Raw genomic sequence first — 20,447 nt, 5'->3', positions numbered from 1 at the left:
CAGCAGGCATAGTAGGGGGCCGGTCCGGCAGCCGGGGCCCGGGCGCCCTGCTTCCCGGACTCCCGAGCGACGACTGCGCCTGACGAAAATGGGGACTCATGGCATCACGGCGGGACGAGCTCAACGCGTACACCTTTGCGAAGAAGCGCACCATCGCGGCATTCCTCCAACCCTCTCCCTCGGGTACGGAGGAGGGGGCGCCCAGGCCGCTGCGCGCGGTCGTCCCCGGCCTGATCGTCGGGGCGCTCGTGGTGGCCGGCTTCGGCGCCTGGGGCATGTTCAGTCCCACCGCCCCCAAGGGCTGGGACACGCCCGGCACCAAGGTGATCGTCGGCAAGCAGTCCACCACCCGCTACGTCGTGCTGACCACCGGTACGGGCAAGGACAAGAGGACCCTGCTCCACCCGGTGCTCAACCTGGCCTCCGCCCGGCTGCTGTTGAACCCCGACGACTACGCCGTCATCCAGGTCGCCGACAAGGAGCTCGACAAGGGCGACCCGCCGCGCGGCCCGATCCTCGGCATCCCCTACGCCCCCGACCGGCTGCCCGCCCCCGAGGACGCGGGCACCGCCAAGCGCTGGGCGGTGTGCGAGCAGCCCGGCGGCGGCAACGGCGGCGGGGTGCAGAAGGCCGCCTTCCTCTTCGCCGAGCGCGACCTCAAGCGCACGGACGACAAGTACCGGCTGGGCCCCGGCGAAGTCCTGTACGTGAAGGGGCAGCAGGACGGCGCCCAGTACCTCGTCGACCACACGGGCACCAAGTACCGGATCGACGAGACGGCGAAGAACCTCACCACGACGCTGTTCGGCGAGGGCCGGAAGCCCCAGCAGGTGACCGACGACTGGCTGAAGACCCTGAAGACCGGCTCGACCGTCACCTACCCGAAGGTCCCCGGCGTGCTCGGCGCCGACGCGGGCGTCAACGGCGGCCTCTCCCAGGCCCAGGACCGGGTCGGCATGGTGCTGGTCGCCCAGACCGGCTCGGGCCCCCAGCACTACGTCGTGCTCCAGGGCAAGGTGCGGCCGGTGTCCCCCTTCACCGCCCGGCTCATCATGAACTCCCCCGACTCGGCCGAGGCGCACCTCGGGATGAACGGTCAGGCGAGCGCGGTCGACATGGGTCAGCTCAGCCTCGACGGAGTCGACTTCGGCGCCGGACTGACCTGGCCCAAGGCGCAGTCGAAGCTGGTCAACTCCGTCGGCGGAGCGGGCGCCCGCGACACCGTCTGCTCGGTCCTGCGCGGCGTCAGCCCCAAGGGCGAGACGACCCTGGGGACCTGGGCCGGCACCGCGTACCCCGCCGAGATCACGGCCGGCGGCACCAGCACGTACGTCACCCCCGGCACCGGCCTGCTCTACACCCAGGTCCAGGGCCGCCAGTCCGCGCCCGGCGGCTCCCTCTTCCTCGTCACCGACACCGGGCTGCGCTACGCCGTGCAGGCCAACGGCGACAGCGACAAGAAGCGTTCCGGCATCGGCGCGGGCGAGCAGCCGCAGGGCGACGGACGCCCGGAACCCTCCGACGCGCAGAAGCGTCTGGGCTACGAGAAGGTCACTCCGGTGCTCGTCCCGCAGGAGTGGTCGGACTTCCTGTCCAAGGGCCCGCGCCTCGACACCAACAGCGCGCGCCAGCCGCAGGGTTCGTGAGGGAGGTGACGCGGATGACGAAGTACCGCACGGGGGCCCTGCTCGGCGCCGCGGCTCTCGGCTGGCTGCTGGCGGTGCCGCCCGCCGCGTCCGCCGAGGGCGTCGCGCGCCCCGCCGGGCTGGACGGCGGCGGCGAGTGCACCTTCCCCATGAAGAAGCAGATCGAGGGCATCCCCTGGCCGCTCCAGCGGGTGCTGCTCGACGAGCTGTGGCAGGACACCAAGGGCGCGGGCGTCCGGGTCGCCGTCATCGACACCGGGGTCGACATCAAGAACCCGCAGCTCACGAAGGCGGTCGACGTCAAGGCGGGCAAGGACTACCTGAAGCCCGACAAGAAGAACCCGGGCATCGGCGACGAGAACCGAGGCAAGACCGGCGGCGTCGTGGACGAGGTCGGCCACGGCACCAAGGTCGCCGGCATCATCGCCGCCCGCCCCGTCCCCGGCACCGGCTTCGTCGGTCTCGCGCCCGACGCCACGATCATCCCGATCCGGCAGAACGACGAGAAGAACAGCGGCAAGTCCGACACGATGGCGCAGGCGATCGACCACGCCGTCGCCCAGCGCGCCGACGTCATCAACATCTCCCAGGACACCGCCCAGCCGCTCCGGCCGGACTCCCCGATGGGCAAGGCCGTGGCGCGGGCCATCGCCGCGAACGTGGTCGTCGTCGCGTCGGCGGGCAACGACGGCGTCGACGGCGAAGACAAGTACACCTACCCCGCGGCCTTCCCCGGAGTGCTCGCCGTCGCCTCCTCGGACCGCAACAACGAACGCGCCGCGTTCTCCCAGTCGGGCCCCTTCGTCGGGGTCGCCGCCCCGGGCGTCGACATCGTCTCCACCGTCCCCGGCGGCGGCCAGTGCGTCGACAACGGGACCAGCTTCTCCGCCCCGTACGTCGCCGGGGTCGCGGCCCTGCTGCGCGCCAAGCACAAGGACTGGAGCGTGGCGCAGATCGTGACCAGGATCGAGCAGACCGCCGTCCGCCCGGTCAACGGGCGCGACCGGTACGTGGGCTGGGGTGTGGTGGATCCGGTGCGGGCGCTCGCGGACAGCCCCGACGACACGGCCCCGGCGAGCAGTCCGACGCCGGACCCGGGACCGCCGAAGGCCACGGCGCCCGAACCGGCCGCCATGGCGCTGTCGGAGACCCCCCGGGAACGCTCCGAACGGCTCGCCACCTACGCCCTGGGAATCGGCGCGGTGCTGGTGGCCGTGGTCGCCGGAACCGCCGCCGTGATGCGTGACGGCCGACGCCGGAGAACGCTCCGGTGACGGCCCTGGGAACGGCCGCGGGAACGGCCCCGGAAACGGCCCGCCGGGCCAAGTATCCGGTCCGTACTTTGCAGTTGGAACTACCGTCCCCAATGGCTAGAGTGACCGGCGGGGGCACGGCAGTGCGACCCCAGCACGGGGGCGGCATCAAGAGATACCCGTCCGTATCGCGTTCGGAAGGCCCGGCGGCCTGACCGCCGCCGCCACCACCGAAGGAAGAAGGGGCAAGATGTCGAAAGACCTGAACGTAACCAGTGCCGAACAAGTCAAGCTCGCCGGCCGGATCCAGGACTTCCACGACGAGCTCCAGGCCCGCATCACGTCCCTCAACGGCGTGGTGGACCGCATCCAGGCGGGCTGGCAGGGCGCTGCGAGCAAGGAGTACGACCGGGTTCAGAACGACCTGAACCAGCGGCTGCGCAACATGCGCGTCGAGCTCGTGAAGCTCGAAGAGGTCATGCGCATGAGCGCCGACGGCTTCACGCGCGAGGAGGAGGACCGGATCCGGTCCTTCCGCAAGATGGACGACACGTCGAGCGGCCAGAGCGCCATCCTCGGCATGGCCTGAGCCTCGCCCACCTCCCGCGTCTCTACACTCCAGGAGCCACGAAGATGACTACTGCGGTCAATTACGACACCGTGACCCAGGCGGCGGGCGATGTCCGCCTGACGTCCAGCCAGCTCAGCCAGAAGCTGGAGGACCTCATGACCGAGGTCAACCGCGTCGCCTCCAACTGGGAGGGCGAGGCGAAGATCGCGTACCGCGAGAGCCAGGACCGCCTCACCAAGGACATGGCGGGCATGAACCAGGACCTGGCGCGCATCGCCCAGCTCCTCGACGAGTCGGTCGTCGGCTACCAGGACACCGACAAGGGCAACGCCGCCCGCTTCCGCATGATGATGTGATCCCGCGTCACTGACGCGAGAGGGGGTGGCCCGTTCCCACGGGCCACCCCCTCTCGCGTCCGCGCGGACGCTACTTCAGGTCGAACTCGCCGTCGCGCGCCCCGAGTACGAAGGCGTCCCACTCCGCCTTCGTGTAGCGCAGCACGGTCTCCTTGTCGAGCGAGGAGCGCATCGCCACCGCGCCGTCCGGCAGATACGCGATCTCCACCCGCTCCTCGTCCGGACTGGTCCCCGGCGCCCCCTGCCACTCGGCCCCGGAGATGTCGAGGGCGTAGAGCTCTTCCTTCACGCGTTCCCGGTCCTGGGCGTCCGTCATCGGCGGGGTCCTTGTCTGTGCTGGTCAGTCCTGTGAACGAGCCGCGGGCCAGCCTATCGACGCCGAAGCCCGCCCCGGGACCGTACGGCGAAACGGTCCCGGGGCGGGCTCCGGAGCTGCTACGTACGATCCGGCAGCCAGCCCAGCTGCACCAGCGGCGTCCCGCGCTTGCGGGAGACGAAGGTGCCCCGGCCCGGAGGCATCGGCCGGGCCCGCACGTTGCCGAGGATGTCGCCCTCGCCCGGGTCGCCGGAGAGGATCACGCCCTGCGCGCCGAGCTCCTTCGCGCGCTGCATGAACGGCTCGTACATCGCCCGCGAGGCGCCGGCCGCGCTGCGGGCCACGATGAAGCGGATGCCCACGTCCCGCGCGAACGGCAGGTTCTCCACCAGGACCTGGAGCGGATTCGCCGAGTTCGTCGCCACCAGCTCGAAGTCGTCGATCAGCACGTACAGCTGCGGACCCGTCCACCAGCTCCGGTCCCGCAGCTGCTGCGGGGTGATGTCCGGCTTCGGGGCGCGCTTGGTCATCACCGTGTTGATCGCGTCCATGTGCATCTGCATGGCCGACGCCATCGGCGCGTACTCCAGCAGGTGCGAGGGCGCCACCGCCTCCAGCATCGTGCGCCGGTAGTCGCCGACCACGATCCGCGCCTGCTCCGGGGTGTACCGCTCGCACAGCTGCTTGGCGATCAGCCGCAGCAGCGCCGTCTTGCCCGACTCGCTCTCGCCGAAGACCAGGAAGAACGGGTCCGACTCGAAGTCGACGAACACCGGCTCCAGGTTCGTCTCGTCGATGCCGATCGCGATGCCGTGCTGCGGGTACTCGAAGCCCTTCGGCAGCTGCTCCGCCGGCAGCTTGCGCGGCAGCAGCCGCACCGCCGGGGCCGGGGCGCCCGCCCAGGCCGCCCGCACGGCCCGCACGAACGCGGCCGTCCCCTCCGACAGGTCCTCCGCCGAGCTCGACCCGTCGATCCGCGGCAGCGCCCCCATGAAGTGCAGCTTCTCCGGCACCTGGCCGCGCCCGGGCACCCCCGGCGGCACGTTCGCCGCGACCTTGCGGTCGAACTCCGAGTCCATGACGTCGCCGAGCCGCAGTTCGAGGCGGCCCAGCATCTGGTCCTTCAGCGCCGCCCGCACCTCCATGTACCGGGCCGCGGTGATCACCACGTGGATGCCGTAGCCCAGACCGCGCGCCGCGATGTCCGAGACGACCGGCTCCAGCATGTCGTAGTCGTTGCGGAAACCGCCCCAGCCGTCCACCACCAGGAAGACGTCGCCCCAGGCCTCGCCCGGCAGCTCGCCCGCCGCGCGCTTGCGGCGGTAGGTCGCGATCGAGTCGATGTCGTGCGCGCGGAAGAACTCCTCCCGCCGGTTCAGCACCCCCATCACCTCGGCGACCGTCCGCCGCACCCGCTCCGGGTCCAGCCGCGAGGCCACCCCGCCGACGTGCGGCAGCCCGGCCAGCGAGGACATGCCGCCGCCGCCGAAGTCCAGGCAGTAGAACTGCACCTCGGCCGGGGTGTGGGTGAGCGCGAACGACGACACCAGCGCCCGCATCAGCGTCGACTTGCCCGACTGCGGGCCGCCGACCACCATCATGTGGCCCGCCGCCCCCGAGAAGTCCCGGTACAGCACCTCGCGCCGCTGCTCGAAGGGCTTGTCGATCAGGCCGAGCGGCACGGTCAGCCCGCCGGGACGGGTGTACTCCGTCGCCGTCAGGCCCCGCTCCGCCGTCTGCGCGAGACCCGGCAGAAGCTGGTCCAGCGTCGGCGCCTGGTCCAGCGGCGGCAGCCACACCTGGTGCGCCGGCACCCCCTGCCCCTCCAGGCGCCGCACGATCACGTCGAGGACGGTGTCCGCGAGCGCGTCGTCCTCCTCGGCGCGCCGCGCCGTCAGATAGGCCGGGTCGGGCGCCGCGTACACCACCGGCACCGGCGAGGCCGTGAACAGCGCGGGCCGCCGCTCGACCGGCAGCTGCCCGGCCGCCAGCCGAGGCCCGCCCGTGCGGTACGTCCCGGACACGTACGCCGCCTTGAAGCGGGTCATCTCGTCCGTGCCGAACTTCAGATAGCCCGAACCCGGCACCGACGGCAGGTGGTAGGCGTCCGGCACGCCGATCGCCGTCCGCGACTCCGCCGCCGAGAAGGTCCGCAGGCCGATCCGGTACGAGAGATACGTGTCCAGACCGCGCAGCCGGCCCTCCTCAAGGCGCTGCGAGGCCAGCAGCAGATGCACGCCCAGCGAGCGCCCGATGCGGCCGATCTGGATGAACATGTCGATGAAGTCGGGCTTGGCGGTGAGGAGTTCGGAGAACTCGTCGATCACCAGGACCAGCGAGGCCAGCGGCTCCAGCGGAGCCCCCGCCGCCCGCGCCTTCTCGTAGTCGTGGATGTTCGCGTAGTTGCCCGCCGACCGCAGCAGCTCCTGCCGCCGCTGCAGCTCGCCGCGGATCGCGTCGCCCATCCGGTCGACCAGCGTCAGGTCGTCCGACAGGTTGGTGATGACCGCCGCCACGTGCGGCATCTGCGACATGCCCGCGAAGGTCGCGCCGCCCTTGAAGTCCGCGAGGACGAAGTTCAGCGTCTCCGACGAGTGCGTCACCGCCAGACCCAGCACCAGCGTCCGCAGCAGCTCCGACTTGCCGGAACCCGTCGCACCCACGCACAGCCCGTGCGGGCCCATGCCCTCCTGCGCGGCCTCCTTCAGGTCCAGCATGACCGGCTGCCCGTCCTCGCCGACGCCGATCGGCACCCGCAGCCGCTCCGCCACCGAGCGGGGCCGCCAGGTCCGGGCCACGTCCACCGAGGCCGCGTCGCCCAGGTTCAGCAGATCCGTGAAGTCCAGGTTGGCCAGCAGCGGCTCGTCGTCGTCCCCGCCGCCCATCCGCAGCGGCGCGAGCTGCCGGGCCAGCGCCTCCGCCGCCGGCAGCGACATCACGTCCGGCAGCCCCTCGTACGCGAAGCCGCCGCCCGACTCCAGCCGCAGCCGCCCCGGACCCACCACCACCGACAGACCGCCGCGCGGCTCGTCCAGCTCACCGGAGACCACCTCGACGATGGTCACGCCCTGCAGGCCCTCGGCCGCCGCGAACAGCGAGTCCGGCGGCACCATGCCGCCGTCCAGGACCACCACCACGTGCGGCTGGTCCAGCACCGGCTGGTTCTCCCGGCTGAACCGCGGCCGGCCGTCCAGCCGCGAGCGGATCAGCTGCTCCAGCTCGCCCAGGTCGTCACCGAACAGGCGCTTGGTGCCCGCCCCGTCGACCGTCCCCGGCACCTGCGTGTGCGGCAGCCACTTCGTCCAGTCCCACCGCTCCTGCGCCCCGCGCGCCGCGACCACGGCCAGCATCAGGTCGTCGGGGGAGTGCAGGGTCACCAGCTGCGCCACCAGACCGCGCGCGGCGGACCGCGCCGACTCCGGATCACCGGAGACCGTCACGTGGTAGAACGCCCGCATCGACACCGCCATCGGCAGCCCGTCCAAGGTGCCGTGCACCGCGAGGAACTGCTGCATCGCGCCCGCGCACAGCGGCTCCAGCTCGTCCACCGGCGCCGTGTCCGGCGCCACCAGGGGAGTGGACAGCTGCTGCGCGCCGAGACCGATCCGCGCCTGCGCGAAGTCGTGGTCGCCGACCCGCCGCTCCCACAGCCGCGAACCCTCCGCCACCACCGACCACAACTGCTCCGGCGCCGGGTGCAGATAGAGCTGAGCGTCCCGCTGACGACGGGCCGTGCGGCGCACCGTACGCCGGGTCTGCGCGAGGTATTTGAGGTAGTCCCGCCGCACATCGGCCATTTGCCCCTGCGTACCGCGACGGAAGCGCACGAACTGCGCGATCGCCATCGCGACCGTCGACGCCAGCATCAGGACGCCCATGATCCGCATGATCGGCGAGGGCGTCATGAAGAAGAAGACGACCGACGAACCCATGCCCAGCATCGGCAGGAGCTGCATCAGCGCGGACTCCTGCTGCCCGCGCGGAAGTTCCGGCGGAGACTCCAGGACCAGTTCCTCACCGGGTACTTCCGGAGGAAGCGACCTCGGCGGGCGTTTGACGACGATCTGGCTCACCGGCGCATCAATCCCTCGTTACGGGCGGGCTCGTGAGGAAGCTGCCGCACCCGCGCCCCCGTCGGCTGTGTTCCGTGCGGACTCCCCCGTGAGTGCAGGATCCTACTTGCAGCCACCCGAGGGGTACCCCGGTAGGGTGGCGCCGCACTGTGCGCAACCGCGAATCAGGGGGACCAGACACGTGAGTACGACCGCAGCGACCGGCTTCTGCCGCGTCACCGTCGTCGCGCCGGACAGCCGCATCGACGTCGCCCTCCCCGAGGACATCGCCGTCGCCGACGTCTACCCGGAGATCCTCCGGCTCACCGGGCAGACCCAGCCGGCCGGCGCCCCCACCGGCTACCACCTGGTCCGCCGCGACGGCTCCGTCCTCGACGGCGCCCGCACCCTCGCCGCCCAGCAGGTCCTCGACGGCGAGGTCCTCTCGCTGCGGCCCTTCGCGCAGTCCCTGCCGCCCGCCGTCTTCGACGACGTCTCCGACGCCGTCGCCTCCGCCGTCACCCGCGACCGGCACCTGTGGAGCGACGAGCTGCTGCGCGGCGCCGGACTCGCCGGGGGAGTCCTCCTCCTCGTCCTCATGGGCTTCGTCCTCTGGTACGCCGATCCCCTCCGGCACGACATGCACAGCCTGCCCGGCGTCATCGCCGGCGCCGTCGGCCTGCTGCTCACCGCCTTCGCGGGTGTCCGCGCCCGGATCTACGGAGACCGCGCCACCGCCGTCGCGCTCGGCCTCGGCGCGCTGCCGCTGCTGCTCATCGCCGGCTCCGGCATCATCGCGCCCGACGCGGGCCAGGGCCCCGGCCGGCTCCAGTTCCTGCTCGGCTGCGTCACCGTCCTGGTCGCCGCCGTCGCCCTGGTCGCGCTCACCCCCAGCGGCGACGCCCCCTTCGTCGCCGCGACCTTCCTGGCCACCGTCGGCACCCTCGCCACCTTCCTGGCGATCCTCACCGACGCGTCCGCCACCGGCACCGCCGCCGTCTGCGTCCCCGTCGCCATCGGCCTGGTCGCCTTCCTGCCCGGCCTCTCGGCCCGCTTCGCCCGGCTCCCCATCGGCTACGCCGCCCCGCGCGGCGCCGCCGAGGACGAGTTCCTGCCCGACCCGCGGCAGGCGGCCCACCACGAGGCCCAGCCCGTCGACGGGGACCGGATCGCGCTCCAGGCCCGCCGAGGCCACGAGATGCTGCTCGGCCTGGTCGGCGGCTGCGCGGCCGTCGTCGTGGGCTCCGCCGCGGTCCTCGGCTTCACCGGCAACGTCTGGGGCCAGCTCCTCGCCCTCGCCGCCGGCCTCGCGATGCTGCTGCGCGCCCGCCTCTTCCGCTACACCTCGCAGGTCGCCTGCGTGCTGGTGGCCGGCCTCGCCGCGATCGCCCTGTTGATCCTCGGGCTCTCCCTGAACCCGCCGGTCGACCTGGTCCAGGACCTCGTCCTCTACGGGGACCGGGGCGGCCTCGACGTCCGTACGATCTGGCTCACCGCGGCCGTCGCCGCCGGGGCCGCGCTGGTCACCGCCATCGGCCTGATCATCCCGCGCAAGGGCCTCTCGCCCTTCTGGGGCCGGCTGCTCGACCTCACCGAGGGCTTCGTCCTGCTCGCCCTGGTCCCGCTCTGCCTCGCCGTGCTGGACGTGTTCATGGCAGCCCGCTCGCTGACCGGCTGAGCCGCGCCCGGCGGCCCGCCCCGCGGCCCCGCCGGGATCACCCGAACGGCCTCACCGGCGAGCTGGTACGCTGTGTGACGGCCGTTTGTGTACGCGCTCCCGGAAACACCCTGTTCAGGGCTCGGGGAGCAGCGCTCATCGGACCTTCGCCCGCGAGTCACGGAAGATTCCCCTGAGATCCAGACCAGGGGCACTCGTGGGCGCACGAACACCAAGAGGAGACCAGCGTGGCTCTCGACGCCGCTGTCAAGAAGCAGATCATGACCGAGTTCGGCACCAAGGAGGGCGACACCGGCTCCCCCGAGGTCCAGGTCGCGATGCTGTCCCGCCGCATCTCGGACCTGACCGAGCACCTCAAGACCCACAAGCACGACCACCACTCCCGTCGTGGTCTGCTGATCCTGGTCGGCCAGCGCCGCCGCCTGCTGCAGTACCTGGCCAAGAAGGACATCCAGCGCTTCCGTACGCTGGTCGACCGCCTCGGCATCCGCCGCGGTGCGGCCGGCGGCGCCAAGTAAGGACGCCGTGAAGGGAGCGGTTCCCACATTCAGGGGGCCGCTCCCTTTGCTGTACGTGCGAAAGGTGCACGGCGGACCGTAGGCTGGTGCCACAACCGCACGCACAACAGCACAGACGAAGAGCGAGGAGCCGCCTGCCCGCCGCCGGTCCTCGGTAGTGGCCCCCGGGCGAGAGACCCGGGAGCTTCGATCGAAGACCGGCCCGCATAGAGCGCGCTTCTCCGCCTCCGTCGACACCGTCTCCGGCCACACGGGCCGATGGACGCAAAGACGAACACGTAGGAGAAACCGCTAGTGGAGAACGAGACCCACTACGCCGAGGCCGTCATCGACAACGGCACCTTCGGCACCCGCACCATCCGCTTCGAGACCGGCCGTCTGGCCAAGCAGGCCGCCGGCTCCGCCGTCGCCTACCTGGACGACGACACGATGGTCCTCTCGGCGACCACCGCCTCGAAGCGCCCCAAGGACCAGCTCGACTTCTTCCCCCTGACGGTGGACGTCGAGGAGCGGCAGTACGCGGCCGGCAAGATCCCCGGCTCGTTCTTCCGCCGTGAGGGCCGGCCCTCCGAGGACGCGATCCTCACCTGCCGCCTGATCGACCGCCCGCTGCGCCCCTCCTTCAAGAAGGGCCTGCGCAACGAGATCCAGATCGTCGAGACGATCATGGCCCTCAACCCCGAGCACCTGTACGACGTGGTCGCGATCAACGCGGCCTCCGCGTCGACGATCCTCGCGGGCCTGCCCTTCTCCGGCCCCATCGGCGCCACCCGCGTCGCCCTGATCAAGGGCCAGTGGGTCGCGTTCCCGACGCACACCGAGCTTGAGGAGGCCGTCTTCGACATGGTCGTCGCGGGCCGCGTCCTGGAGGACGGCGACGTCGCGATCATGATGGTCGAGGCCGAGGCCACCGAGAAGACCATCGAGCTCGTCAAGGACGGCGCCGAGGCGCCGACCGAGGAGGTCGTCGCCGCCGGTCTCGAGGCCGCGAAGCCCTTCATCAAGGTCCTCTGCAAGGCCCAGTCGGACCTCGCCGCCAAGGCCGCCAAGCCCACCGGCGAGTTCCCGGTCTACCTCGACTACCAGGACGACGTCCTGGAGGCGCTGACCGCCGCCGTCAAGGGCGAGCTCTCCAAGGCGCTCACCATCGCGGGCAAGCAGGAGCGCGAGGCCGAGCTCGACCGCATCAAGGAGATCGCGGCCGAGAAGCTCCTCCCGGCCTTCGAGGGCCGCGAGAAGGAGATCGGCGGCGCCTACCGCGCGCTGACCAAGAAGCTGGTCCGCGAGCGCGTCATCAAGGACAAGGTCCGCATCGACGGCCGTGGCCTGACCGACATCCGTACGCTCGCGGCCGAGGTCGAGGCCATCCCGCGCGTGCACGGCTCGGCGCTGTTCGAGCGTGGCGAGACCCAGATCCTCGGTGTCACCACCCTCAACATGCTCCGCATGGAGCAGCAGCTGGACACCCTCTCCCCGGTGACCCGCAAGCGCTACATGCACAACTACAACTTCCCGCCGTACTCCGTCGGCGAGACCGGCCGCGTGGGCTCGCCCAAGCGCCGCGAGATCGGCCACGGCGCGCTCGCCGAGCGCGCCATCGTGCCGGTGCTGCCGACCCGCGAGGAGTTCCCCTACGCGATCCGCCAGGTGTCCGAGGCCCTCGGCTCCAACGGTTCGACGTCGATGGGCTCGGTCTGCGCCTCCACCATGTCGCTGCTGAACGCCGGTGTGCCGCTCAAGGCCGCCGTCGCCGGCATCGCCATGGGCCTGATCTCCGAGGAGATCGACGGCCAGACGCACTACGTCGCCCTCACCGACATCCTCGGTGCGGAGGACGCCTTCGGCGACATGGACTTCAAGGTTGCCGGCACCAAGCAGTTCGTGACCGCGCTCCAGCTCGACACCAAGCTCGACGGCATCCCCGCCTCGGTCCTGGCCGCCGCGCTGAAGCAGGCCCGCGACGCGCGTCTGCACATCCTCGACGTGATGAACGAGGCGATCGACGTTCCGGACGAGATGTCCCCGAACGCGCCGCGCATCATCACCGTCAAGATCCCGGTGGACAAGATCGGTGAGGTCATCGGCCCCAAGGGCAAGATGATCAACCAGATCCAGGAGGACACCGGCGCCGAGATCACGATCGAGGACGACGGCACCATCTACATCGGTGCCCAGCAGGGCTCGCAGGCCGAGGCCGCCCGCGCCACGATCAACGGCATCGCCAACCCGACCATGCCGGAGGTCGGCGAGCGCTACCTGGGTACGGTCGTCAAGACCACCACCTTCGGTGCCTTCGTCTCCCTGCTCCCGGGCAAGGACGGCCTGCTGCACATCTCGCAGATCCGCAAGCTCGCCGGTGGCAAGCGCGTGGAGAACGTCGAGGACGTGCTGGCGATCGGCTCCAAGGTCCAGGTCGAGATCGCCGAGATCGACCAGCGCGGCAAGCTCTCCCTGATCCCCGTGATGGCGGACGAGGACGGCGCCGAGGGCGACAAGGACGACGCTGCCAAGTGACGTCCCGTAGTTCCCGCGCGACGGCCCGCCCCTCTTCGGAGGGGCGGGCCGTCGCCCGTACCCAAACGCTTCTCCCGGGCAGGGACGGCATCGGCACGGTCCGGCGCACCACCCTCCCCGGCGGCCTCAGGATCGTCACCGAGACCCTTCCCTCGGTGCGCTCCGCCACCTTCGGCATCTGGGCCCACGTCGGCTCCCGCGACGAGACCCCCACGCTGAACGGTGCCACCCACTACCTGGAGCACCTCCTCTTCAAGGGCACCGGCAAGCGGACCGCCCTCGACATCTCGGCCTCGATCGACGCGGTCGGCGGCGAGATGAACGCCTTCACGGCGAAGGAGTACACCTGCTACTACGCCCGGGTCCTCGACACCGACCTGCCGCTGGCGATCGACGTCGTGTGTGACATGCTCACGGACTCGCTCATCCTCGACTCCGACGTGAACGCCGAACGCGGCGTGATCCTCGAAGAGATCGCGATGACCGAGGACGACCCCGGCGACATGGTGCACGACCTGTTCGCGCAGACCATGTTCGGCGACACCCCGCTGGGCCGCCCGGTCCTCGGCACCGTCGACACGATCAACGCGCTCACCCGGGACCAGGTCGCCCGCTTCTACAAGAAGCACTACGACCCGACCCACCTGGTCGTCGCCGCCGCGGGCAACGTCGACCACGCCGCGGTGGTACGGCAGGTCCGCGGCGCCTTCGAGAAGGCCGGCGCCCTCACCCGTACCGACGCCGTCCCGATCGCCCCGCGCGACGGACACCGCACCCTGCGCACCGCCGGCAAGGTCGAGCTGCTCGGCCGCCGGACCGAGCAGGCCCATGTGGTCCTCGGCATGCCGGGCCTGGCCCGCACCGACGAGCGCCGCTGGGCGCTCGGCGTGCTGAACACGGCCCTCGGCGGCGGCATGTCCTCCCGCCTCTTCCAGGAGGTGCGGGAGAAGCGCGGCCTGGCGTACAGCGTCTACTCGTACACCTCCGGCTTCGCCGACTGCGGCCTCTTCGGGGTCTACGCGGGCTGCCGCCCCAGCCAGGTCCACGACGTGCTGCGGATCTGCCGGGACGAGCTCGACAAGGTCGCCGCCGACGGGCTCACCGACGACGAGATCGCCCGCGCCATCGGGCAGCTCTCCGGCTCGACCGTGCTCGGCCTGGAGGACACCGGCGCGCTGATGAACCGCATCGGCAAGAGCGAGCTGTGCTGGGGCACCCAGATGTCGGTCGACGACATGCTGACCCGGATAGCGGCCGTCACCCCGGACGAGGTACGGGAAGTGGCCCGCGATGTACTGGAGCGGCGGCCCTCGCTCGCGGTGATCGGCCCGCTGAAGGACAAGCAGGCCGACCGCCTCCACCAAGCGGTCGTCTGACCCGCCTTTCCCTCGTCACCTAAAGGAACCAGAGCAATGAGCAAGCTGCGTGTGGCGGTCCTCGGAGCCCAGGGCCGCATCGGCTCCGAGGCGGTCAAGGCCGTCCGGGCCGCCGAGGACATGGAACTGGTCGCGGCCCTCGGCCGCGGCGACAAGCTGGAGACCCTGGTCGAGGCGGACGCCCAGGTCGTGGTCGAGCTGACCACGCCCGCCTCGGTCATGGAGAACCTCGAGTTCTGCGTGGGCCACGGCATCCACGCGGTCGTCGGCACCACCGGCTGGACCGAGGACCGCCTCGCGCAGCTCGACGGCTGGCTCGCCGCCTCCCCGGAGACCGGCGTCCTGATCGCCCCGAACTTCTCCATCGGCGCGGTCCTCACCATGAAGTTCGCGCAGATCGCGGCGCCGTACTTCGAGTCCGTCGAGGTCGTCGAGCTGCACCACCCGCACAAGGTGGACGCCCCCTCGGGCACCGCCACCCGCACCGCCCAGCTGATCGCCAAGGCCCGCGCCGAGGCCGGCCTGGGGGCTCAGCCGGACGCCACGGAGACCGGGCTTGAGGGTGCCCGCGGCGCCGACGTCGACGGGGTGCGCGTGCACGCCGTGCGCCTGGCGGGCCTGCTGGCCCACCAGGAGGTGCTGCTGGGCGGCGTGGGCGAGACCCTGACGGTCCGCCACGACTCGCTGCACCACTCCAGCTTCATGCCGGGCATCCTGCTGGGCGCCCGCCGGGTGGTGGACACCCCGGGCCTCACGTTCGGCCTGGAACACTTCCTGGACCTGGGCTGAGGTCATGGGCGGAAAGATCACGTACGTCTTCCTCGCCACCGTCCTCGTCCTCGTCTTCGGCGTGGTCGGCATGGAGGGCGTCCTGCTCCTGCTGACGGGCGAGCCGGCCGCGATGGGCATGGGCGCCGTGGCGTTCCTGCTCCCGCTGGTCGGCGCCTGGTTCCTGTGGAAGAACACCCGCTTCGCGCGCCGGGCCAACCGGCTGGCCGCGGAGCTGGAGGCCGAGGGCGGACTGCCCGTCGACGAGCTGAAGCGCACCGAGGGCGGCCGGATCGACCGCGACTCGGCCGACGAGGTCTTCGCCCGCCGCAAGGCCGAGACGGAGGACTCGCCGGACGACTGGCGCTGCTGGTTCCGGCTGGCGGTGGCGTACCACGACGCCCGCGACACCCCGCGCGCCCGCCAGGCGATGCAGCGGGCGATCACCCTGCACGAAGCGGCCTGAGCCGCCGCCTCTAACGGGCGGCGGCCCCCGCGTACTCCGCGTTCCAGGCCTCGACCGTGTCGGCGGCCCGGTCGAAGGCCTCGACGCGCGAGAGGAAGTCCGAGTTGTGGTCGGTGAGCAGCTGCGTCTGCTCGCCGCCATGGCGTACGAGCATGAGGGCCTGACCCTGGACGGTGCGGGGGAGTCCCAGCCAGCGCACCGGCTGCTGGGCCGTGCGCACCGCGGAGACCTTGGGCCACGGCACGGTCCGGGTGCGGAGGAAGCCGATCCGGCGCACCCCGGCGCGGCTCACCCACACGCCCATGCGCAGCAGGCGCAGGGCGGCGGCGATGATCAGCACGGCGACGCCGAGGGTGAACACGGCACCGCCGAGCGCTCCGGCGGCGGCGATGATGACGGCCGCCAGCAGCACGAACGAGGCGAGCAGCAGGGCGAGCGCCGCCATGCCCACCCGCCACGGTCCGGGACGGTACGGACGACGCCACTGATCGTGGTCGTCGAACGGCAGCGCGATGTCGTCGTTCGCGTCGAATGCACGGTCGGCCGTCAGGAAGGGCAGGGGCACGACAGGTCCTCACTCACAAGCACGTTCGGTGGGCTGTGCCCGGTGAGGCTACCTCAGCGTCCGTCGGAAGCCTCGGACTGCTGCTGATGGGAGCCCGTGCTCCCGGACTGCAGGGAGGGCATCCCGAAGACGAGCGACCCGACGAGGCCCGCCACCACCGTCAGCCCGATCAGCGTACGGCCCAGCACCTGTGACGGGGTGAGGCGCTCGCGCGGCGGCGGAGTGACGTTACTGCGGAAGCGGTCGGACTCCGCGACGAACGCGAACGGAACGGCCTCTCGCCGGCGCAACATCAGGGTCACTCTCCTCGGATTCGGTGGTGATGACGTCTGTCACAGGTACAGACGAGCGAATCGAGGGTTTGGTGCCTCTATTTCATCAAAGCGGCGGAATCTCCTCCTTGAGGAGGACGGGACTCCCACGGGACTACAGTGGACGACTGCAACGCCCCGACTGGAAGGACCGCCGGTGACCGACAGCCCCACCGAGAACCAGAAGATCGACTTCCGGAGCGACGTCACCGTCGACCTGGTCAAGAGCGCGGCCGGCGACTCGGACGTGCTCTGGGCGGCGCGGGTGTCCACGGCGGGCGAGCAGTCCCTCGAAGAGCTCCAGAAGGACCCGGAGCGCTCCAAGGGCCTGATCAACTACCTGATGCGGGACCGCCACGGCAGCCCTTTCGAGCACAACTCGATGACCTTCTTCATCAGCGCCCCGATCTTCGTCTTCCGCGAGTTCATGCGGCACCGGGTGGGCTGGTCGTACAACGAGGAATCGGGCCGCTACAGGGAGCTCCAGCCGGTCTTCTACGTCCCCGACACCTCCCGCAAGCTGGTCCAGGAGGGCCGTCCGGGCAAGTACGTCTTCGTCGAGGGCTCCGAGGCCCAGCACGAGCTCGTCGGCCGCTCCATGGAGGACTCGTACCGCCAGGCGTACGCCACCTATCAGGAGATGCTGGCGGCGGGCGTGGCCCGCGAGGTCGCCCGTTCGGTCCTCCCGGTCGGCCTGTTCTCGTCGATGTACGCCACCTGCAACGCGCGCTCGCTCATGCACTTCCTCGGCCTGCGCACCCAGCACGAGCTCGCCGCGGTCCCCTCGTTCCCGCAGCGTGAGATCGAGATGGTGGGCGAGAAGATGGAGGAGCACTGGTCGCGGCTCATGCCGCTGACCCACGCCGCCTTCAACAAGAACGGCCGTGTGGCCCCGTAGAGCACATAAGTACGAACTTCTCCCGCGAAGTGTCCGTATTGCGACGTTTCACGAAGTTCATCTAGGCTGATCAAACGGACCCGGCACTGCTTGAACCCCCGAGCAGGCAGTGCCGGGCTCCCTTTCTCACGTCCCCCTAGGGGGCACCCGGCGCTGAGCAGCGAGTAGCGTGTTACCCATGGCTCCGATCTCCACTCCGCAGACCCCCTTCGGGCGGGTCCTCACCGCCATGGTCACGCCCTTCACGGCGGACGGCGCACTCGACCTCGACGGTGCCCAGCGACTCGCCTCCCACCTCGTGGACGCAGGCAACGACGGCCTGATCGTCAACGGCACCACCGGCGAGTCCCCCACCACCACCGACGCGGAGAAATCGCAGCTCGTACGGGCCGTACTGGAGGCGGTGGGCGACCGCGCCCACGTCGTCGCCGGCATCGGCACCAACGACACCCACCACACGCTGGAGCTCACCCGCGCCGCCGAGCGCGACGGCGCGCACGGCCTGCTCGCCGTCACGCCGTACTACAACAAGCCCCCTCAGGAGGGCCTGTACCGGCACTTCTCGGCCATCGCCGACGCCACCGAGCTCCCGGTGATGCTCTACGACATCCCCGGCCGCAGCGGCGTCCCGATCGACACCGAGACGCTCGTCCGGCTCGCCGAGCACCCCCGGATCGTCGCCAACAAGGACGCCAAGGGCGACCTCGGCCGAGCCAGCTGGGCCATCGCCCGCAGCGGCCTGGCCTGGTACTCCGGCGACGACATGCTGAACCTGCCGCTGCTCTCCGTGGGCGCCGTCGGCTTCGTCTCCGTGGTCGGCCACGTGGTCACCCCGGAGCTCCGCTCCCTCTTGGAGGCCCACCTGGCCGGCGACGTCCAGAAGGCCACGGAGATCCACCAGCGGCTGCTCCCGGTCTTCACCGGCATGTTCCGCACCCAGGGCGTCATCACCACCAAGGCCGCCCTCGCCCTCCAGGGCCTCCCGGCCGGCCCGCTGCGGCTCCCGCTCGTGGAGCTCGGCGACGAGGAGACCGCGCAGCTCAGGCTGGACCTCGCCGCCGGCGGGGTAGAGCTCTGAGACCAGACTTCACAACTGAAGACACGTAACTGAACACACACATATAGCAAGTGCACGAATGTCATGCGCGCCACGTGCCCGAGCCGGCACGTGGCGTGTGTGGTGAGGAGAGACTTTGAGCCATCCGCATCCCGAACTCGGCACCCCGCCGAAGCTGCCCAAGGGCGGCCTTCGCGTCACCCCGCTCGGCGGCTTGGGTGAGATCGGCCGGAACATGACGGTCTTCGAGTACGACGGCCGTCTGCTGATCGTCGACTGCGGCGTCCTCTTCCCCGAGGAGGAGCAGCCGGGCGTCGACCTGATCCTGCCGGACTTCACCACCATCCAGGACCGCCTCGACGACATCGAGGGCATCGTCCTGACCCACGGCCACGAGGACCACATCGGTGGTGTGCCGTACCTGCTCCGTATGAAGCAGGACATCCCGCTCATCGGCTCCAAGCTGACCCTGGCCCTCATCGAGGCCAAGCTCCAGGAGCACCGGATCCGCCCGTACACCCTTGAGGTGGCCGAGGGCGACCGCGAGCGGCTCGGCCCCTTCGACTGCGAGTTCATCGCCGTCAACCACTCCATCCCCGACGCGCTGGCCGTCGCCATCCGCACCCCCGCGGGCATGGTCGTCCACACCGGCGACTTCAAGATGGACCAGCTGCCGCTGGACAACCGCCTCACGGACCTGCACGCCTTCGCGCGCCTGAGCGAGGAGGGCATCGACCTCCTGCTCACGGACTCGACGAACGCCGAGGTCCCGGGCTTCACGGCGCACGAGCGGGACATCTCCAACGTCCTGCGCAACGTGTTTGCCAACGCCCAGAAGCGCATCATCGTGGCCAGCTTCGCCAGCCACGTGCACCGCATCCAGCAGATCCTGGACGCCGCCCACGAGTACGGCCGCAGGGTCGCCTTCGTCGGCCGTTCCATGGTCCGCAACATGGGCATCGCCCGTGACCTGGGCTACCTGAAGGTCCCCGCCGGCCTGGTCGTGGACGTCAAGACCCTCGACGACCTCCCGGACGACGAGGTCGTGCTGGTCTGCACGGGCTCCCAGGGCGAGCCGATGGCCGCCCTCTCCCGGATGGCCAACCGCGACCACCAGATCCGGATCGTCCCCGGTGACACGGTCATCCTGGCCTCGTCGCTCATCCCGGGCAACGAGAACGCGGTCTACCGCGTGATCAACGGCCTGACCCGCTGGGGCGCCAACGTCGTCCACAAGGGCAACGCCAAGGTCCACGTCTCGGGCCACGCCTCGGCCGGCGAGCTGCTGTACTTCTACAACATCTGCAAGCCGAAGAACCTCATGCCGGTCCACGGCGAGTGGCGCCACCTGCGCGCCAACGCCGAGCTCGGCGCGATGACGGGCGTCCCCAAGGACCACATCGTCATCGCCGAGGACGGCGTCGTCGTCGACCTGGTCGACGGCCGCGCCCGGATCACCGGCAAGGTCCAGGCGGGCTACGTGTACGTGGACGGCCTCTCGGTCGGCGACGTCACCGAGTCCTCCCTGAAGGACCGCCGCATCCTCGGCGAGGAGGGCATCATCTCGGTCTTCGTGGTGGTCGACTCCTCCACGGGCAAGATCGTCAGCGGCCCGAACATCCACGCCCGGGGCTCCGGCATCGAGGACGCCGCGTTCGACGCGGTCCTCCCGAAGGTCGGCCAGGCCCTGAACAAGTCCGCCCAGGACGGCGTGATGGAGCCGCACCAGCTCCAGCAGCTGATCCGGCGCACGGTCGGCAAGTGGGTGTCGGACACCTACCGCCGCCGTCCGATGATCCTCCCGGTGGTCGTGGAGGTCTGACCGGACCGGCACGCACCAGGAGCGGGGCGCCTCGATTTGCATCGGGGCGCCCCGCTCCAGTACGTTTACGGCTCCGCCAGAACGGGAACCGCCGAGCGCCGCAGTGCGCCGGGACGGAAACCGGGAGGCGGGAAACTCCGACTCAGAACTTCTGATAAAGTCGGAACATGCCGGAAGGCCCCGAAAAACAAATTCGGGACCGGAAAGCACCGAGGAAATCGGGTCGGAAAGATCTGATAGAGTCGGAAACGCAAGAACGAAGGAAGCGCCCGGAGGAAAG

At 70.7% G+C, this 20,447-nt stretch carries 17 protein-coding genes; 13 read left to right on the top strand and 4 right to left on the bottom strand.

Annotated elements, in window-relative coordinates; translation table 11 throughout:
- Positions 1 to 98 precede the first annotated feature (98 nt).
- From eccB to ACZ6J5_RS30720, 4 genes are all read left to right on the top strand, one after another.
- Positions 99 to 1,646 carry a type VII secretion protein EccB gene (gene eccB, locus ACZ6J5_RS30735; RefSeq protein ID WP_469396930.1) on the top strand — a complete coding sequence of 516 codons (1,548 nt, stop codon included), beginning with the start codon at positions 99 to 101 and terminating at the stop codon, positions 1,644 to 1,646.
- Positions 1,647 to 1,660: 14 nt separating this feature from the next.
- Positions 1,661 to 2,920 carry a type VII secretion-associated serine protease mycosin gene (gene mycP, locus ACZ6J5_RS30730; RefSeq protein ID WP_469396928.1) on the top strand — a complete coding sequence of 420 codons (1,260 nt, stop codon included), beginning with the start codon at positions 1,661 to 1,663 and terminating at the stop codon, positions 2,918 to 2,920.
- A 229-nt stretch (positions 2,921 to 3,149) separates the two neighbouring features.
- Positions 3,150 to 3,488, top strand: coding sequence for a WXG100 family type VII secretion target (locus ACZ6J5_RS30725; protein WP_362483979.1), 339 nt, complete (start codon positions 3,150 to 3,152; stop codon positions 3,486 to 3,488).
- A 44-nt stretch (positions 3,489 to 3,532) separates the two neighbouring features.
- Positions 3,533 to 3,826, top strand: a complete 294-nt coding sequence (locus tag ACZ6J5_RS30720) for a WXG100 family type VII secretion target (protein WP_469396926.1) — start codon at positions 3,533 to 3,535, stop codon at positions 3,824 to 3,826.
- Positions 3,827 to 3,896: 70 nt separating this feature from the next.
- On the opposite strand, the gene ACZ6J5_RS30715 is transcribed toward ACZ6J5_RS30720, so the two are convergent.
- A complete protein-coding gene (locus tag ACZ6J5_RS30715; RefSeq protein ID WP_469396924.1) occupies positions 3,897 to 4,142 on the bottom strand; it encodes a DUF397 domain-containing protein in 246 nt (81 codons plus the stop codon).
- A 119-nt stretch (positions 4,143 to 4,261) separates the two neighbouring features.
- Positions 4,262 to 8,215, bottom strand: coding sequence for a type VII secretion protein EccCa (eccCa, locus tag ACZ6J5_RS30710; protein ID WP_469396922.1), 3,954 nt, complete (start codon positions 8,213 to 8,215; stop codon positions 4,262 to 4,264).
- A gap of 181 nt (positions 8,216 to 8,396) precedes the next feature.
- On the opposite strand from eccCa, the gene eccD reads away from it, so the two are divergent.
- From eccD to ACZ6J5_RS30680, 6 genes are all read left to right on the top strand, one after another.
- A complete protein-coding gene (gene eccD / locus ACZ6J5_RS30705) occupies positions 8,397 to 9,872 on the top strand; it encodes a type VII secretion integral membrane protein EccD (RefSeq protein ID WP_469396920.1) in 1,476 nt (491 codons plus the stop codon).
- Between the two features lie 227 nt (positions 9,873 to 10,099).
- Complete coding sequence (gene rpsO, locus ACZ6J5_RS30700; protein WP_043230508.1) at positions 10,100 to 10,390, top strand: 30S ribosomal protein S15; 291 nt, start codon at positions 10,100 to 10,102, stop codon at positions 10,388 to 10,390.
- A 294-nt stretch (positions 10,391 to 10,684) separates the two neighbouring features.
- Positions 10,685 to 12,904, top strand: a complete 2,220-nt coding sequence (locus tag ACZ6J5_RS30695; RefSeq protein WP_469396918.1) for a polyribonucleotide nucleotidyltransferase — start codon at positions 10,685 to 10,687, stop codon at positions 12,902 to 12,904.
- Positions 12,901 to 14,280, top strand: coding sequence for a M16 family metallopeptidase (locus ACZ6J5_RS30690; RefSeq protein WP_469396917.1), 1,380 nt, complete (start codon positions 12,901 to 12,903; stop codon positions 14,278 to 14,280). Before ACZ6J5_RS30695 ends, ACZ6J5_RS30690 begins: the two co-directional genes overlap by 4 nt.
- A gap of 36 nt (positions 14,281 to 14,316) precedes the next feature.
- Positions 14,317 to 15,069 (top strand): 4-hydroxy-tetrahydrodipicolinate reductase, encoded by a 753-nt coding sequence (gene dapB, locus ACZ6J5_RS30685; protein ID WP_469396915.1) that lies wholly within the window; start codon positions 14,317 to 14,319, stop codon positions 15,067 to 15,069.
- A 4-nt stretch (positions 15,070 to 15,073) separates the two neighbouring features.
- A complete protein-coding gene (locus ACZ6J5_RS30680) occupies positions 15,074 to 15,514 on the top strand; it encodes a hypothetical protein (RefSeq protein WP_469396913.1) in 441 nt (146 codons plus the stop codon).
- A gap of 10 nt (positions 15,515 to 15,524) precedes the next feature.
- Here the strand turns inward: ACZ6J5_RS30680 and ACZ6J5_RS30675 are convergent, their stop codons facing one another.
- Positions 15,525 to 16,079, bottom strand: coding sequence for a hypothetical protein (locus tag ACZ6J5_RS30675; protein ID WP_469396911.1), 555 nt, complete (start codon positions 16,077 to 16,079; stop codon positions 15,525 to 15,527).
- A 53-nt stretch (positions 16,080 to 16,132) separates the two neighbouring features.
- Positions 16,133 to 16,372 carry a hypothetical protein gene (locus tag ACZ6J5_RS30670; RefSeq protein WP_362483991.1) on the bottom strand — a complete coding sequence of 80 codons (240 nt, stop codon included), beginning with the start codon at positions 16,370 to 16,372 and terminating at the stop codon, positions 16,133 to 16,135.
- A 175-nt stretch (positions 16,373 to 16,547) separates the two neighbouring features.
- Between ACZ6J5_RS30670 and thyX the strand changes: the two genes are divergently transcribed.
- The 3 genes from thyX to ACZ6J5_RS30655 all read left to right on the top strand — a co-directional run bounded on the left by thyX (position 16,548) and on the right by ACZ6J5_RS30655 (position 20,167).
- Positions 16,548 to 17,288 (top strand): FAD-dependent thymidylate synthase, encoded by a 741-nt coding sequence (gene thyX, locus ACZ6J5_RS30665; protein WP_469396910.1) that lies wholly within the window; start codon positions 16,548 to 16,550, stop codon positions 17,286 to 17,288.
- Between the two features lie 178 nt (positions 17,289 to 17,466).
- Positions 17,467 to 18,366, top strand: coding sequence for a 4-hydroxy-tetrahydrodipicolinate synthase (dapA, locus tag ACZ6J5_RS30660; protein WP_469396908.1), 900 nt, complete (start codon positions 17,467 to 17,469; stop codon positions 18,364 to 18,366).
- A 115-nt stretch (positions 18,367 to 18,481) separates the two neighbouring features.
- Positions 18,482 to 20,167, top strand: coding sequence for a ribonuclease J (locus ACZ6J5_RS30655; protein WP_469396906.1), 1,686 nt, complete (start codon positions 18,482 to 18,484; stop codon positions 20,165 to 20,167).
- The last annotated feature ends 280 nt before the right edge of the window (positions 20,168 to 20,447 follow it).

It is taken from the genome of Streptomyces sp. NPDC042100 (genome assembly GCF_055582325.1).
This window is presented reverse-complemented; position numbering and strand designations above follow the sequence as displayed.

Excerpts from the sequence above, each read along its gene's own strand:
- ACZ6J5_RS30670 (WP_362483991.1), bottom strand. The coding sequence starts at position 16,372 with ATGTTGCGCCGGCGAGAGGCCGTTCCGTTCGCGTTCGTCGCGGAGTCC.
- dapB (WP_469396915.1), top strand. The coding sequence starts at position 14,317 with ATGAGCAAGCTGCGTGTGGCGGTCCTCGGAGCCCAGGGCCGCATCGGC.
- dapA (WP_469396908.1), top strand. The coding sequence starts at position 17,467 with ATGGCTCCGATCTCCACTCCGCAGACCCCCTTCGGGCGGGTCCTCACC.
- ACZ6J5_RS30715 (WP_469396924.1), bottom strand. The coding sequence starts at position 4,142 with ATGACGGACGCCCAGGACCGGGAACGCGTGAAGGAAGAGCTCTACGCC.
- eccB (WP_469396930.1), top strand. The coding sequence starts at position 99 with ATGGCATCACGGCGGGACGAGCTCAACGCGTACACCTTTGCGAAGAAG.
- mycP (WP_469396928.1), top strand. The coding sequence starts at position 1,661 with ATGACGAAGTACCGCACGGGGGCCCTGCTCGGCGCCGCGGCTCTCGGC.
- ACZ6J5_RS30720 (WP_469396926.1), top strand. The coding sequence starts at position 3,533 with ATGACTACTGCGGTCAATTACGACACCGTGACCCAGGCGGCGGGCGAT.
- ACZ6J5_RS30725 (WP_362483979.1), top strand. The coding sequence starts at position 3,150 with ATGTCGAAAGACCTGAACGTAACCAGTGCCGAACAAGTCAAGCTCGCC.
- ACZ6J5_RS30680 (WP_469396913.1), top strand. The coding sequence starts at position 15,074 with ATGGGCGGAAAGATCACGTACGTCTTCCTCGCCACCGTCCTCGTCCTC.